Raw genomic sequence first — 15450 nt, 5'->3', positions numbered from 1 at the left:
ATGGAGACCTCGATCCCGTTCGACCCCTACGACTACGCCTTCCACGAGGACCCGTACCCCACCTACGCGCGACTGCGCGCCGAGGCGCCGGTCTACCGCAACGCCTCGATGGACTTCTGGGCGTTGTCGCGGCACCGCGACGTGCGCGCGGCGCTGCGCGACAGCGCGCGGCTGTCCAACAGCTGGGGTGTTTCGCTCGACCCCACCGCTTATGGTCCGGAAGCGCACCGGTCCATGTCGTTCCTGGCGATGGACGACCCGAAACACGCGCGCATCCGCAAACTGGTGTCCAAGGGTTTCACCCCGCGCAGGCTCGCGGACCTGAGCGAGCGGATCGCCGAACTCACCCGAGGGCACTGGGATCGGTGCCTGCAACTGGGCGAGTTCGACTACATCCGCGACTTCGCCGGGTTGCTGCCCATGGATGTGGTTTCGGAGATGCTCGGTGTCCCCGAGTCCGACCGCGCACATCTGCGCACCCAGTCGGACCTGCTGCTGCACCGCGAGGAAGGCGTGCTCGACGTGCCGCAGGGCGCGATCACCGCCTACCTCGAACTCACCGGCTACTACCGCGACCTGCTCGACGGGCGCCGCGAGAATCCCGGTGACGATCTGGTCTCCGTGCTGATGGAGGCCGAGATCACCGACGACGAGATCGGCACCACGCGCCTGTCCGACGCCGAGATCATCGGTTTCCTGATCCTGATGGTGGTCGCGGGCAACGAGACGACAACCAAACTCCTCGGCAACGCCATGTACTGGGGTGCGCGGTTTCCCGACGAGGTCGCCAAACCGCTGGCCGACCCGTCGATCGTGCCGGAATGGACCGAGGAGACACTGCGCTACGACAATTCGACCCAGATCCTGGTGCGCCGGGTGCTCGCCGATGTCGAGTTCGGCGGGCACACCATCGCGGCGGGGGAGCGGGTGCTGTTGCTGCTGGGCTCCGCCAACCGCGACGAGGACGTCTTCGACGGCGCCGCCGAGTACCGCATCGGCCGCGACAGCTCCCAGACCCTGCTGAGTTTCGGTCTCGGCGTGCACTTCTGCCTCGGTGCGCACCTGGCACGGATGGAGGCGAACACCGGCCTCGGACACATCGCCGCCTCCATCTCCGGCTACGAGATCGACACCGCCGCCGCCGAACGCGTCCACTCGGTGAGCGTGCGTGGCTTCGCCACGCTGCCGATGTCGGTGCGGGCGAAGTAGGTCGTTCCACCGGTAGGGCGTTATTGCGGTCGAGCTTCGTCAACGGCGTCAAGCACTGGCGGGTCGCCTGAGGGTGAGGCGGATCGCCGGTCGCCACCACCGATCCATAGTATTGTCCAGACAGGTGTCCAGTCTGGTCTGGACGGAAGGAAGGTGTGACCATGCCACGATTCGAACCCCACCCGCCGGTGCGGGCCGCCGTGGTCACCGGCGGCTCCTCCGGGATCGGCGCAGCCACCGCGAAAGCTCTTGCCGCACTCGGGCATCCGGTCGCGCTCGGTGCCCGCCGGGGGCCCGAGTGCGAGGCGGTGGCGGCCGCCGTCCGGGAGAAGGGCGGCACCGCGTTCGCCCACCGGCTCGATGTCACCGATGACGACTCGGTGGCCGAGTTCGTCGCCGCCGCACAGCGCGAACTCGGCGATATCGAGATCCTGGTGTCGGCCGCCGGGGTGGTGAAGTTCGGGTGTGTGCACGAACTGCCCTCGGCCGATTTCGTCCGTCAGCTCGACGTGCACCTGGCGGGCCCGCAGCGCCTGCTCCGGCTGCTCGTGCCCGGCATGATCGAGCGGCGGCGTGGCGACGTGGTGCTCATCGGGTCGGACTGCTCGGTGACGCCACGTCCGCGTACCGGCGCCTACAGCGCCGCCAAAGCGGGCATCGAAACCCTGGCCACCCAGATGCGCATGGAACTGGAGGGCACCGGTGTTCGGGTGTCACTGGTCCGCCCCGGTCCCACCGCCACCGAGATGGGCACCGACGCGACCGTCGAGGACATCGAACCGCTGCTGAAGGATTGGTCGCGCTGGGGCTTCGCGCGTCACCCCTACATGTTGCGTGCCGCCGATCTGGCCGACGCCGTCACCGCGGTGGTGTCCACGCCGCGCGGCGCCCACGTCATCGTCAGCGAGGTGCAACCCGAATCACCGTTGCGCTGACCGGTGCGCGTCGAAGGCCGCCCCGACCATCGGAGCGGCCTTCGACGGTGTATCGCCTCAGCGTCGCCTGCGGTACCGCACCCGGCACGGCTGCTGCAACTGCACGACCATCTTGGAGTGATCGTTGCGGTAGCTCTCCGACGGTTGCGTCATCTCGAATTCCCAGTCGCGCAGCAGGATCGCGAAGATCGCCTTCATCTGCATGAGCGCGAACGCGGCGCCGACACAGCGGTGCCTGCCCGCGCCGAACGGAATCCAGGTCCAGCGGTTGACGACATCGGCTTGTTCGGGGTCGAGGTAGCGGTCGGGATCGAACGCATCGGGCGCGGGGAAGCACTCGGGCAGCCGATTGGACACCGCCGGGGTGGCCGCCACCAGGTCCCCGGGCGCGATGCGATGCCCGCACACCTCGAATTCTCCGCGAGCCACCCGCATCAGGATGATGAGCGGCGGATGCAGGCGTAGCGTCTCCTTCAGGGCCGCCTCCAGGCGTGGAATCTGGCGCAGTGCGCGGAAACTCACCTCGGTGTCGTCGGCGAAGAGGCTGTCGAGTTCCGCGACCACGCTCGCGAGGGTGTCGGGATGGCGCAACAGTTCGATCATCGTCCACGCCGAGGTGCCCGAGGTGGTGTGGTGACCGGCGAACATCATCGAGATGAAGATGCCGGTGACCACCGAGGCCGAGAATCGTGGCGCACCCTGTTCGTCGCGCACCGACACCAGGACATCGAGCAGATCACGTTCCTCCTTGCCCTTCGGTGGCGCGGCGATCCGACGGTCCATGATCTCGCCGACCAATTCGACGAGTTCGCGCCGTGATTCGTCGCGTTTACGAAAACTTTCGATCGGCATATACGGATCCACGTAGGCCAGCGCGTCGGTGCCGCGTTCGAGATCGTGATAGAGCTCGGCGAAACGGCTGTCGAGTTCATTGCGGAATGTGGTGCCGATCAAACAGGCCGAGGACGTGTAGATGGTCAGCTCGGCGAAGAAATCGAGCAGATCTATCTCACCGGAATCGCCCCAGTCCGCGATCATCCGGTCCACCTCGTGCGAAATCGTCGCCGCGTGACCACGCATGTAATCGGCGCGCAACGCCTGATTGTGCAGCATCTCCTTGCGCCGTTCGGGGCTGGCGTCGAAGACGACACCCTCACCGAAGATCGGCTTCATGAACGGATACGCGGCTTCCTGGTCGAGGTCCTCGTCGCCCGCGCGGAAGAAGAATTCATTGGCCTCGGGGCCTGAGAGCAGCACGACGTCGCGTCCGGCGAGCTCGAAAACGCCGACGTCGCCGCATTCCTGGCGCACCCGTCGCATGAGGGCGATCGGATCGGAACGCAGTTCCTCCAGGTGGCCGTGCTCGTGTTCGCCGCCGGAGACCCTTCGCGGTTTCAGAAGCGTCATCGAAGACCTCGCAATCTCTGGGTCGTATAGACAGCTGTCCAGACGGTACTACAATTCTCAGGCGTGGCGCAATGCGCGAAAAAGCCGCCACCCGGTTATCCGGATGACGGCTTTTGTTGCGGCGGAGACTATTTCAGGACGAGATAGACCGATTTCTCGATCCGGTCCGCCATTTCGTCGTAGGTCCCGTATCCCATGCCCGCGCGAACGAGCGCGCCCGCGTACAACAATTCGAACGCCTCGAGGACATCCGGATCGTGGTCGGGGCCGAGTGCGCGCGCGATCCGCTGCCGGATCTCCAGGCCGATGCGCACCCGCAGGTGTGACACGTCCGGATCCTGGCCGAGCAGGGCGCTGGTCACCGCGCCCGCCAGCTCGTTCTCCCCGCCGACCATCAGCGACACCTGCCGCAGCGTGGCGACGACGCGCTCGGCCGGGGACTCGTCCTCGGCGTGGTCGAGCTGCGGTGTCTGCAGCAGGCGCCGCCAGAACACCTCGGCCACGAGGTGTTCCTTCGACGAGAAATAGGTGTAGGCCGTGGCTGTTCCGACGCCCGCGGCGGCGGCCACCTGCCGCACGGTGAGTCCGGAATAACCCTGCTCGGTGATGACGTCGACGGCGGCTCGGGTGAGCCGGTCGACCGTATCGGCCTGCTTCTCGGTCAGGCGCCTGCGCGTGGCCTCGAGAATCGCGGGATCAGAATGGTTTTCGGACACTGTTCCATATTAATCGTATCGGCATGGGATACCTATTTGGGCCTGCGCATGCGCGGTTCGCCGCCCCCGCGCGCACGCTCGGAAACGGTGCTGATCGCGGTATCGAGCCGCGTGCCGTTGGGCCAGCCGACATAGTGGCACAGGAACAGGGCGATTTCGCGCAGCTGTTCCTCGGTGAGCTCTTTGTTGTGCAGGGCGGCGTGGATCTGTATCTCGGCGGTCTCCATGCGGCCCTGGGCGGCGAGCGCGCCGAGGAGCAGCAGACGGCGATCACGGTCGGTGAGGCCGGGGCGCGACCAGATCTCGGCGAAGAGATGATCGACGGTGGTGGCGAAGAACGCGCCGTCGATCTCCGGCGGTTGCCAGCCGTAGACCTCCTTCATCCGGGCGAGGCCGCGGGCGCGGGCGTCGTCGGTCATGTACTGCTCCTGTCGGTCGTGGGGAGGCCGAGACCTTCGGCGAGGTGCTCGAAACCCAGGCGGGCGAGCGGTAGTTCGGTGCCGAGCCGGGCGCCGAGATCGAGGGCGAGCGCCAGATCCTTCTCGCCGAGGTCGCGCACGTGCGACATGATCGGCAGCCAGGGGTCGCCGTCGGCGAGGCGGGTGGTGCTCGCGCGCCAGAGGATGGCGCCGGGACCCCCGGTGACGGCGTCGGAATGGCGGACGACCTCCCCGAGGCGGCGGATATCGAGTCCAGCGGCCTCGGCCAGGCGCGCGGCCTCGGCAGCGGCCGCGAAGGCGACGAAATGCACGAGATTGCGGGCGAGCTTCATCCGGGTGCCCGCCCCCACCGGACCGGCGTGCACCACGAGATCGGCCCAGCGGGCGAACGGGGACCGCACGGCCTCGAATGCCGCCTCGCTGCCGCCGACCATCACCGCGAGGCGACCCTGCTTCGCGCCCGGCGCACCACCGCTGACCGGCGCGTCGACCAGATCCACGCCGTGACGCGCGCAGTCGGCGGCCAATTCGATCGCGGTGCTGTCGGCGATCGTGGAATGCACGGCGACCACCGTGCCCGCCGGGGCCGTCGACAGAATGCCCTGCGGTCCCGTCAGCACGTCACGGACCTGGGTGTCGTCGCGGACGGTCACCGAGATCACCGACGCGCGCGTCGCGACCTCGGCCGGTGTCTCGGCCACGGCGACGCCCTCGGCGGCGAACTTCTCGGTGGCGCTCGCCCGCGCGTCGCACACCACCAATCCGGCGGGCCAGTCGACGAGCCTGCGGGCCATGGGCGCACCCATGTTGCCCAGCCCGATGTAGCCGAGGCGGGGCGCGCTCTCGGTGGTCATGAGCGGATCACCTGACCGCCGTCGACATTGAAGATCTGCCCGGTCACCCAGGCGGCGTCGTCGGAGAGCAGGTACAAGCAGGCGCCGACGAGATCCTGCGGAGTGCCGATCCGCTCGAGCGGCAACCGCTTCACCATGTCGTCGACGATCACCGACGGGGTGATCGTCTTGGTCGCCTCGGTGTCGATGGGACCGGGGGCGATGGCATTGATCCGGATACCGGAGCTACCGAGCTCGTGGGCCAGTTGCTGGGTGAGACCGTTCACGCCGACCTTGGCCAGACCGTAGAAGCTCGAGTAGGTCCAGGCGGCGGTGGAGGACTGGTTGACGATCGACCCACCACTGGCGCGCATCGTCGGCCAGACCGCGCGGGTCACGTTCAGGGCGCCGTCGAAATTCACGCTCATGAAATGCTTGTAGTAGTCCCAGGGCACCGTGAGCAGCAGGTTCAGCTTCATGGTCCCGTAGATGGCCGCGTTGTTCACCAGATGGTCGATGCCACCGAACTTCTCGACGGTGAACGCGGCGAGCGCGGCCGCGGAATCCGGGTCGGCGACGTCGACCTCGCGGAACGCGGCGACACCGCCCGCCGCCGTGATCTCCTGCGCGACCGACTCGCCCGCTTCGGTATTGAGGTCGGCCACCACCACGCGGGCGCCCTCGGCCGCGAGCGCCCTGGCGTAGGCCGCGCCGATACCCTGGGCCGCGCCGGTGACGATCGCGGTCCGGTCGGTGAAACGTGTCATGGCTGTTCTCCTTCAGGCCGGGTAGGCCACGAGTTTGGTTTCGAGGTATTCCTCGAAGCCGGCGACACCCATCTCGCGCCCGATGCCGGATTGCTTGTAGCCGCCGAAGGGCGCGTCGACCGAGTACCAGGTGCCGCCGTTCACGCCGAGCGTCCCGGTGCGGATGCCGGAGGCCACGGTGTCGATCCGGGCGGGATCGGTGCCCCACACCGAACCCGACAAGCCGTAGGGGGAGTCGTTGGCGATGCGGATCGCGTCGTCGTCGCCGTCGTGCGGCAGGATCACCAACACGGGCCCGAAGATCTCCTCCCTGGCCACCCGTGACTGGTTCGTCAGGCCGGTGATCAGGGTCGGCTCGACGAAATAGCCCGCCTCGCGACCGGCGGGGCGGCCGCCGCCGACGACCACCTCACCGCCCTCGCGGCGGGCGAGGGAGATGTAGTCCTCGACGCGGTCGCGCTGACGCTCGGAGATGAGTGGACCGCACACGGTGCGCCGGTCGTCCGGGTCGCCCGCGCGGATGCCGGACATGGTTCTCGCGACGGCCTCGACCGCGGCGTCGTACGCGCCGCGCGGTACCAGCAACCGGGTGGACAGGGCACAACCCTGACCGGCGTGCACGCAGACCGAGAAGGCGGCCATCGCGCAGGCCGCCGCGAGATCCGCGTCGTCGAGGACGACGAACGCGGACTTGCCGCCGAGCTCGAGGAACACCTTTTTCACCGTGTCAGCCGCCGCGGCCATCACCGACTTCCCGGTGCGGGTGGACCCGGTGAACGACACCAGATCCACGTCCGGGTCCTCGGCGAGCTGGGCACCGAGCCGGTGATCGGAGCCGGTCACCACATTGAGCACGCCCGCAGGGAGACCGGTGTGCTCGGCGGCCAGGATGCCGAGAGCCGCACCGCACCACGGGGTGTCGGGCGCGGGTTTGAGCACCACGGTGTTGCCCGCCGCGAGCGCGGGACCGATCTTGGCGAGGTTGATCTGATGCGGGAAGTTCCACGGCGTGATCGCCCCGACCACGCCGACCGCCTCGCGCCGCAGCTCCCTGCGGGTCCGCATGCCCATCGGTTCGGCGATCGGCATCTCGGTACGCCAGGAATAGGATTCGGCGAGATCGGCGAAGTAGCCGATATCGTTCACCGGCCCTTCCAGATGCGGGCCCGCCGTGAGCATCCGGGGCGCACCCGCCTCCTCGATGGTGATCTCGCGCAGTTCCTCGATGTGCTCGCGCATGGCCTCGCGCAGTTGGCGCAGGCAGCGTGCCCGAAACGCCGGATCGGTCGACCACCCGGTGGTGTCGAAGGCGGTCCTGGCCGCGGTGACGGCGGCGCGCATGTCCTCGGTCGTGGCGTCGGCCGCCCAGCCGAGGCGCTCGCCGGTGGCGGGGTTGCCGGTCGCGAACACCCCACCCGATCCGCGACTCAGTTTTCCGTCGATCAGCAGCGTGCGGCCGTCCTCAGGACGCAGATTGCTCGGCACCGTGTCTCCCTGACTGTCTGGACAGGTGTCTAGACTGTATTTCACCGTGCCGCCGGTGGGCAAGGGCGGATCGGGCGGAACCGTTGCCATGTTCGCCTACTGACACGACGGCGGGCCCGCACCGTGTACCGGTGCGGGCCCGCCGTCGTGTTGGTCGATTCAGGGTTTGCGGGCGACGGCTCCGTACGCCGAGATCGGCTGCACCTCACCCACCTCGGCGTTCTCGGACCGCCACTGCGTGATCGAGGTGAAGCCCGGCTCCACGAACTCCAGACCGTCGAACACCGCCCGGATCTGGGCCTGGGTGCGCGGGATGTAGGGGGTGCCGCCGGTGCCGGTGTAGTTCTCGCACAGCGTCACGTAGGCCTGGCTGTCGTCGGTGCCGTCCCACATGATGAGGTAGCTGCCCGACGGGACCGCCGCCAGCACGGTGCCGACGATGCGCAGCAGGTCGTCGTAGGTCTTGGCGTGGCCGAGCACGCCCATGAACATCACCGCGATGGGCTCGTTGAAGTTCAGCACGTTGCGGGCGTCGGCGACGATCTTCTCGGGCTCGTGGAAATCGGCGTCGATGTAGGTGGTGACCCCTTCGGGGGTGGTGCTGGTGAGCAGCGCCCGCGCGTGAGTGAGGACCAGCGGATCATTGTCGACGTACACCACGCGGGCGTCGGCGGTGACACCCTGGGCCACCTCGTGGGTGTTCTGCATGGTCGGCAGACCGGTGCCGATGTCGAGGAACTGCCGGATGCCACGCTCGCGGGCCAGGAACCGCACGGCCCGGATCAGGAACTGCCGCGACTGCACCGCCATGGTCGAGATGTCCGGGTCGACGGCCAAGCCCGCGTCACCGGCGACCTTGTCGATGTCGTAGTGGTCCTTGCCCCCCATCCAGTAGTTCCAGATCCGCGCCGAATGCGGAATGTCGGTCCTGATCTGTGGGGTCTCTACGTCGGCCATGGGTCTCGTTCCTCTGCGAATCGACTGCGATTTGGCCTGCCCGCCGGTCCACACCGCCGGCGCGGCACAGCATCTGATCTGGTTGCGACAGTACAAGATTGATACCGAGTGTGAGCAGATTCGCGATTCACCTTTTCGGGCCGATCCCGGCATCGACGACAACCAGGACGACCGGGTGGGCGCACAGGCCGGAAGGTCGATCGAAAACGGGCCCATCACTGCGGATTCCGTGCACAGTGATCGCGCGGGAACGGTCAGGTCGTATTCCCGCCGGTGGCCCGGTTCGCGGATCCCTACGGTCGGTCGAGTGCATCCCGATACCCGTGCCGAAGCTCCTGTGGCCGCCCGGCTCCACGTTCCCGTCGTCCTGTTCATGGCCCTCGCCGCCGCCGTCGGCACGTCGACCATCTACCCGATGCAACCCGCGATCGCGGATGTCGCGGATTCGTTGGATACCCGGATCGCCGATGTCGGATTCGCCTTGGCGTGCGGTCCGGTGGGTTACCTGGTCGGCCTCGGCCTTCTCGTGCCACTGGTCGATCGCTGGGCGCCCGGGCGCGTTCTCGCCGTCCAGTTCGGGGTCCTCGCCTGCGCGCTCGCCGCCGGTGCCGCCGCCGGTTCCGTCGCGGCGCTCGGTGTGGTGCTCGGCGTGATCGGCGCCTGCTCGGCGGTGGGCGCGGGCCTGAGCTCTGTCGCGAGCCGGTTGGCGGACCCAGGCCGACGCGCGACGGTGTTGGGCATGGTGACCGCGGGCATTTCGGTCGGCATACTTGCGGGGCGCATCGTGGGCGGTTGGCTCGCGGACGCGCTCGGCTGGCGTGCGATGCTGCTGGTTTTCGCCGCCGTCTGCGGCGCGCTCGCCGCGTGCTGTGTGGTTGTGCTGCCCACCGTTGCCGGTGCTGCCGCTGAACGCGGCTACTTCTCGACGTTGCGTTCCCTGCCAGGGCTGTTCGTGCACCACGTGACGCTTCGGGTCGCCGCGCTGCGTGGCTTTCTGTGGTTCTTCGCGTTCTGCGCGGTGTGGGCGGGTATCGCGGTGGCGCTGTCGGAGCCGCCGTACTCCTACTCGGCCGAACGGATCGGCCTCTACGCGTTGGCGGGCTTGTCGGGCATCGCGGCCACGCGGATCGCGGGCGCGCGGACCGATCGCGACGGCGCTCGCCGGGTGATCCTCGTCGGCCTCGTCCTCGCCGGTGCCGCCGCCGTCGTCATGGCTTTCGGTCTCGCGAACCCGCCGGTGACGCTGGTCTGCTTGGCGGTCTTCGATGCCGGGCTGTTCGCGGCCCAGGTGGCCAACCAGAGCACGGCGCTGGCGATCGAGCCCAGCGCACCGGCACGGTTCAACAGCGCGTACATGATGGTCTACTTCGTCGGCGGCAGCCTGGGGACCGCGTTCGGTGCCGCGGCGGTGGACCGGTTCGGGTGGTCGATCACCACCCTGATCGCCGCCACCGCCATCGGTCTCGCCGCGACGAGCACAGCGCGATAGCCGCCGCACCCACCCGCGACCACAACTCCGTTCTGTCGCGCACCAACACCAGCCTCCTGTTCGCTGACGTGTCATCATTCCCGCTGGTCAGTGCGGTTCCGGTCACCGACGGGGGCGACACCCCGACTCGACCGCTGGACGCCGGATCCAGCGTAGCGATTGCTGAATGATTGCGGTTGCGCGCGCCGGACGGAGAGCAAACTCCCGACCCGGAGGCAGGCGATCAGCTTTCGGCTGTGTCCGGAGTCATGGAGGAGTTCGACGGTATGGGTGTGCTCAATTCTTCTGCCCTGCGGGGCATTCCGTGTGGCCGCGCGCCGCCGTGGACGGCCGGTCGGTCGTGTACGGGACCGGGGCCGCGCCGTCGTACCGGTGCGGATTCTCCCCGGACATCGGATCGGGTGTCTCCCCGCGAGCACGGGGAGACACCCGAAAGAGCTCTGCGTAGCGGTCGCCACCGCCGCGCGGAGCAACGCAGACACTGGGAGAGCGCTGCTGTGACCACACTAGATGTTCCTGTTGTTCCTGTGTGCCCGGATCCGGCCCATCGGCCGTCGACGGCACCGATCGGCCCTGAGGACCCGTTCGGCGATGTGCTGAGTGTGTTCGCCGGGCAGGTGCGCGGATGACCGGGCGCACAGGGGAGTACGAGGTCGTTGTCGTCGGTGCCGGATTCGGCGGGCTCACCATGGCGTGGGAACTGAAACAGGCAGGCGTGCACAACTTCCTGGTCCTCGAAGAGGGATCCGAGGTCGGTGGGGTATGGCGGGAGAACACCTACCCCGGCTGTTCCTGCGACGTGCCCGCGCACCTGTACTCCCTCGCCTTCGACCCGTACCGGGACCCTCGGGTGCGCTACCCCGAGGGGCAGGCGATCCTGTCGTATCTGTGCGAGGTCACCGACCGGCACGGGCTGCGGTCCCATCTGCGGTGCGGTACCTCCGTGGTCGGCGCCGACTACGGCGACGAGGATCGGGTCTGGACGCTGACGACAGCGGCGGGGGAACGGATCCGCACCCGGGCGGTGGTGTGGGCGGTCGGCCAGCTGCACCGGCCCGCCCTCCCTCGGATGCGGGGAGTCGACACCTTCGGCGGCCGGATGTTCCACTCGGCGCGCTGGGATCACACCGCCGACACGACCGGCCGCGTCGCCGTGGTCGGCACCGGTTCGTCGGCGGCGCAGCTGATTCCCGAGCTGGCCCGCACCGCGAGCGCGGTGACGGTGTACCAGCGGTCTCCGTCGTGGGTGCTGCCCAAACCCGCGGCGTCGTTCGGTCCGGTCTCGCGCTGGGCCCTGACCCACGTGCCCGGCCTGCACGACCTGTACCGCGGCGGTCTCCACCGGGCCGCCGATGCCGTACTGGCCCCGACCAGCCAGGCGGGGTGGTCGGCCAAACCGCTGGAATACGTCGCGCGAAAACACCTTCGGCGGCAGGTGCGCAATCCGGAGCTGCGCCGCAAACTCACCCCGGACCACCGGATCGGGGAGAAGCGCATCCTCATCGACAGCAAGTACTACCGGGCCCTGACCGAGCCGAACGTCGAGCTCGTCACCGACGGCATCGAGCAGGTGGTGTCGACGGGCATCCGCACCGTCGACGGCACCGAACGGGCCGCCGATGTCATCGTGTGGGCCACCGGTTTCCGTGCCAGGCAGTTCCTCGACGGTGTCCGGGTCCGTGGCCGGGGCGGTGTCGATCTCCACGACACGTGGCGATCGCAGGGGCGTCCCACCGCCTTCTACGGGTTGGCCGTCCCCGGCTTCCCGAACCTGTACCTGATCGCGGGACCGCATTCGTTCACCCCGACCAACAGCAATCCGGCTGTCAAACAGCACCAGGTTCGCTACATCATGCGCTGCCTGACGCTGGGGGCTCGGCTGCGTGAACCGATCGAGGTCACCGAGAAGGCGATGGTGTCCTACCTCGATCATCTCGACGAGGCGCTCGACCGCACCATCTGGCCCTGGGGCACCGCGTCGACGTGGTGGAAGAACGCCGACGGCACCGTCACCAATGCCTGGCCGGAGACGGTCGCCGCGTTCGGAAAGGCCCTGGCGGGCAACGATCCGTCCCTGTCTTTCGCGGTGCCGGACTCCCCTGAGCGCCGCACGGGCGTCCGGCGGTCACGACCGCAGGACGAGCCCTGCCGAACGGGATAGCGAAGTAGGCGCACAGCGTTCAGGGGCGTGAGCCCGGCCGTCGGGTGCGCCCTCGGGGAGTTCGGTTTCCTCCGCGAGGGCGGTACCGGCGGCGGTGCGCGTCGATCAGTCCTCGGCGAGAATGTCCTGGAGGGCGGTGGCGATGGCGGCGCGCAAGGGGTCGTGGCGGGGGCCGAGCCGATGTTCGGGAGCCTCGCGCTCGGACCCGTAACGCGCGATCGGTCCGACTCGCAGCGCGTCCGGCTCCCACTGGTAGCGGGCATGAACGTGGCCGTGCAGGTGCGGCCAGAAGTTGCCGAGCACTTCGTAGTTGATGCGGAAGAACCCCGGGTCCGCCGCGCGACAGGCCCGTTCCACCGCCTCGCCGAGCAGCACCAGGTCGCGCATGAACACGACACGGTCCGCCCTCGGCAGCTCGGTGAGCTGGTCGGCGTCCCCGTCATGGAGGAGCACGCAGTATCCGGGCAGGTGCTGCGTGCCGCCCATGACCGCCCATCCACTCGCCATGCGGGCGAGCACGGTCGGATTGACCCCCTGCCGGGCCGCGCCGATCGGATCCTCGGCGTATTCGATCGGCTCTCCGTCCGCTGTGGCCCCTGCCATGTCATGCCCCCACTCCCGGTGTGCGCCGGATGCTTTCGATGCGAATTATCACCGTAGTTCGCTCGACAGGGATCCGTCCCGGAACCGACGAATGGTTGGGCCGAAGATGATCGTGTCACCCGCAGACGACATCTCCCCGGGTGTGCCATGATCGCGAAGGTGGACAGCACCGATGGTTCCGCCGCCGAACGTGCCGAATTCGACCGGCTCGCCGGACCTCTGTGCGCCGAACTGCACGTGCACTGCTATCGGTTTCTCGGCTCGGTCCACGACGCCGACGACGCCCTGCAGGAGGCATTGCTGCGCGCGTGGCGCTCTCGCGCGAACCTCACCGACCCCGGAAAATTCCGCCCGTGGCTGTACAAGATCGCCACCAACCGGTGCCTGACCATGCTCGAACAACGCGGCCGCCGCGAACTGCCTATGGACGCCGAACCGGATATGCCTGCGGCAGAACGAGTTTGGCTCGAACCGTATCCCGGCCTCGGTGTCGGCGAGCCGGGCCCGGAGGCCCGGTACACGGCTCGCGAGTCGATCGAATTGGCGTTCGTCGCGATGATCCAGCAGTTGCCGGGCGTGCAGCGCGGGGTCCTACTGTTGCGCGATGTCCTCGGCTTCACCGCGCGGGAGACCGCCGAGCTGCTCGACGTGTCGGTCGCCTCGGCCAACAGCGCCCTTCAACGAGCGCGAGCCCGCATCGAACAGCACGCGCGGTCTCAGGCACCCGATGATCCGCAGACGCGTCGGCTCGCCGAGCAGTACGCGACCGCGTGGGAGCGCGCCGATGTCGACGGCATCGTCGCGCTGCTCGCCGCCGACGCCCGCTACGCCATGCCGCCACTGCCCGACTGGTACGCCGGTCGCCCGGCGATCGAGGAATTCCTGGTGACCGGGCCGCTGCGGTGGCGCTGGCGCTTCCGCCCGACCGTCGCCAACGGCCAACCCGCGTTCGGCACCTACTGGTGGGACCCCGAGCGTTCGGTGTTCGCCGCGATGGCACTGGATGTGATCACGGTGCGCGACGGGGCGATCACGGACGTCGTGTCGTTCCTCGACCCCGCGCTGTTCGTCCGTTTCGAACTTCCCGAATTCGTGGCCGACTGACGACCGCTGCTCGCGACCGTCCCCATGATGTCGTCGAGCGGCTTCCGTGGCCGACCCGCACCGCCGCCGTGCGGTGGCATCGACGGTGACGTGAAGGGCAACCCCACGAGCGCCCCGAGCCTTCCCGCCCGGGCGTCCTCCGGAACCCGCTCCGTCACTGACCTCGACTGTCGAGTTCGATCGAGTGCCGCCGCACCAGCAGGATGATCGCCAGGAGCGGATACACCAGCATCGGAAGAAGAGTGCCGGGGTAGAAGGTCTGATCGACGAGAATCGCGGTACCGGTGAGCAGGCTGAAATCGAACAGGCCGTGGATCACCGAGTTGGCGACATTGCCTCGGGTAACGCGCCGGGTCAGATAGAAGAAGTAGCCCGCCACGCTGACGATGACGGCCTGGAAGATCGCCGAGGCACCATGGGTGATGCCGTTGGCCAGATGGACCGCGCCGAAGATCACACTCGACCACAGCGCGACACGGCCCTCGGTGAGGCCGTGATCGCGCAGCATCACGACCCCGACACCCCGGAACATCCCCTCCTCACCCCACCCGACGAACTGCGTCGCGATCAGCAGAACCACGACGAACAGCCAGCCCTTCTCGGCCAGGGCGGTGTAGCTGATACCGCCGCCGATCGCCACCAGGAGCATGATCGGCACCACCCGCACCCACGATCGGGTCGGCCGGTCGTCACGCAGGACCGGGCGTAGCCAACCGAGGGAGGCGATGACGGCGTAGGTGAAGATCAGCGCCGCGCCGAGCGGGATGATCATGCCGTAGAACACCGCACGGGTGGAGCGGAAGTCGTCCTCCCCGCTGAGATGTCTCATCAGGATGCCGCCACCCTGGATGATGGCGAGGTAGACGATCACGACGACGGCGAACATCGGGTAGGACAGGTGTCGACGAGCAGTCCGCGTCAAGGGATGTGAGGTCCTCATTCGAGAGTCAGCTGCCGGACGGTATCGGATTGTCGGGTCGCACCTGGCACCGGAACATCGCCTCGGCGGATTCGTCGGGAGCCATCAGGGCTTGTTCGCCGCTCATGTGCTCCGCGCTGCGGACGACCGTGCCGGTGCCGAAACCGAGCCAACGCACGGTGTCTCCCTGCGGCGTGGTGTGGGGCGGGGCTACGGGGCCGTCACACGCCCGGTCCGGGGTGGAGACGTGGTAGGTGCGGATGCGGGACGACGATCCGTCGACAGCGGTGATGTCGAAGGCGAAGATCGCGACTCGTTCGCCCTCAACGGGATGCCCCTTAGGCCACGGATCGTCCCAGACCCCGGTGGGGCTGCCGGTCGTCTGCGCGGTGATTGTGTTCGACTCGCCCATATCGCTCCTCGGA

The 15450-nt window shown here is 68.2% G+C and carries 15 protein-coding genes; 5 read left to right on the top strand and 10 right to left on the bottom strand.

All coding sequences use genetic code 11. The features are described 5' to 3' along the window. Positions 1-1209, top strand: coding sequence for a cytochrome P450 (locus tag NC7_RS23895; protein WP_067986871.1), 1209 nt, complete (start codon positions 1-3; stop codon positions 1207-1209). A gap of 161 nt (positions 1210-1370) precedes the next feature. Then, positions 1371-2144 (top strand): SDR family oxidoreductase, encoded by a 774-nt coding sequence (locus NC7_RS23890; RefSeq protein WP_067986869.1) that lies wholly within the window; start codon positions 1371-1373, stop codon positions 2142-2144. A gap of 57 nt (positions 2145-2201) precedes the next feature. Here the strand turns inward: NC7_RS23890 and cyp51 are convergent, their stop codons facing one another. The 7 genes from cyp51 to NC7_RS23855 form a co-directional block, all read right to left on the bottom strand. Beyond that, a complete protein-coding gene (gene cyp51 / locus NC7_RS23885; protein WP_067986867.1) occupies positions 2202-3551 on the bottom strand; it encodes a lanosterol 14-alpha demethylase in 1350 nt (449 codons plus the stop codon). Positions 3552-3679: 128 nt separating this feature from the next. Next, positions 3680-4267, bottom strand: a complete 588-nt coding sequence (locus NC7_RS23880; protein WP_067986865.1) for a TetR/AcrR family transcriptional regulator — start codon at positions 4265-4267, stop codon at positions 3680-3682. 32 nt (positions 4268-4299) lie between these two features. Next, positions 4300-4686 (bottom strand): carboxymuconolactone decarboxylase family protein, encoded by a 387-nt coding sequence (locus NC7_RS23875; protein WP_067487507.1) that lies wholly within the window; start codon positions 4684-4686, stop codon positions 4300-4302. After that, positions 4683-5561 carry an NAD(P)-dependent oxidoreductase gene (locus tag NC7_RS23870; protein WP_067986863.1) on the bottom strand — a complete coding sequence of 293 codons (879 nt, stop codon included), beginning with the start codon at positions 5559-5561 and terminating at the stop codon, positions 4683-4685. Before NC7_RS23870 ends, NC7_RS23875 begins: the two co-directional genes overlap by 4 nt. Continuing rightward, a complete protein-coding gene (locus NC7_RS23865) occupies positions 5558-6307 on the bottom strand; it encodes an SDR family oxidoreductase (protein WP_067986861.1) in 750 nt (249 codons plus the stop codon). The genes NC7_RS23870 and NC7_RS23865 overlap by 4 nt, the downstream gene beginning before the upstream one ends. A gap of 12 nt (positions 6308-6319) precedes the next feature. Continuing rightward, entirely contained in the window at positions 6320-7792 is a 1473-nt protein-coding gene (locus NC7_RS23860; protein WP_236573669.1) for an aldehyde dehydrogenase, read from the bottom strand. Positions 7793-7951: 159 nt separating this feature from the next. Beyond that, a complete protein-coding gene (locus tag NC7_RS23855) occupies positions 7952-8749 on the bottom strand; it encodes an SAM-dependent methyltransferase (RefSeq protein ID WP_067986859.1) in 798 nt (265 codons plus the stop codon). Between the two features lie 307 nt (positions 8750-9056). Here NC7_RS23855 and NC7_RS23850 point away from each other — a divergent pair, with 307 nt between their 5' ends. Beyond that, a complete protein-coding gene (locus NC7_RS23850) occupies positions 9057-10238 on the top strand; it encodes an MFS transporter (protein WP_067987008.1) in 1182 nt (393 codons plus the stop codon). Positions 10239-10863: 625 nt separating this feature from the next. Further along, positions 10864-12399, top strand: a complete 1536-nt coding sequence (locus NC7_RS23845; protein WP_067986857.1) for a flavin-containing monooxygenase — start codon at positions 10864-10866, stop codon at positions 12397-12399. 105 nt (positions 12400-12504) lie between these two features. Here the strand turns inward: NC7_RS23845 and NC7_RS23840 are convergent, their stop codons facing one another. Next, positions 12505-13002, bottom strand: a complete 498-nt coding sequence (locus tag NC7_RS23840; RefSeq protein ID WP_067986856.1) for an HIT family protein — start codon at positions 13000-13002, stop codon at positions 12505-12507. Between the two features lie 159 nt (positions 13003-13161). Between NC7_RS23840 and NC7_RS23835 the strand changes: the two genes are divergently transcribed. Then, positions 13162-14106, top strand: coding sequence for an RNA polymerase subunit sigma-70 (locus NC7_RS23835; RefSeq protein ID WP_218017653.1), 945 nt, complete (start codon positions 13162-13164; stop codon positions 14104-14106). A 154-nt stretch (positions 14107-14260) separates the two neighbouring features. Here NC7_RS23835 and NC7_RS23830 read toward each other — a convergent pair whose 3' ends face one another. Both NC7_RS23830 and NC7_RS23825 read right to left on the bottom strand, forming a co-directional pair. Beyond that, positions 14261-15028: a CPBP family intramembrane glutamic endopeptidase gene (locus tag NC7_RS23830; protein WP_236573667.1), complete on the bottom strand. Its 768-nt coding sequence runs from the start codon at positions 15026-15028 to the stop codon at positions 14261-14263. A gap of 25 nt (positions 15029-15053) precedes the next feature. Further along, on the bottom strand, positions 15054-15437 hold the full coding sequence (locus NC7_RS23825) for a hypothetical protein (RefSeq protein WP_067986851.1): 384 nt from the start codon (positions 15435-15437) through the stop codon (positions 15054-15056). Between the last annotated feature and the right edge of the window lie 13 nt (positions 15438-15450).

Origin of the sequence: Nocardia caishijiensis NBRC 108228, assembly GCF_001612825.1 — a bacterium.
Lineage (GTDB): Bacteria > Actinomycetota > Actinomycetes > Mycobacteriales > Mycobacteriaceae > Nocardia > Nocardia caishijiensis.
Note: the sequence above shows the minus strand (reverse complement) of the source record. Positions and strands in the feature narration are given on the sequence as shown.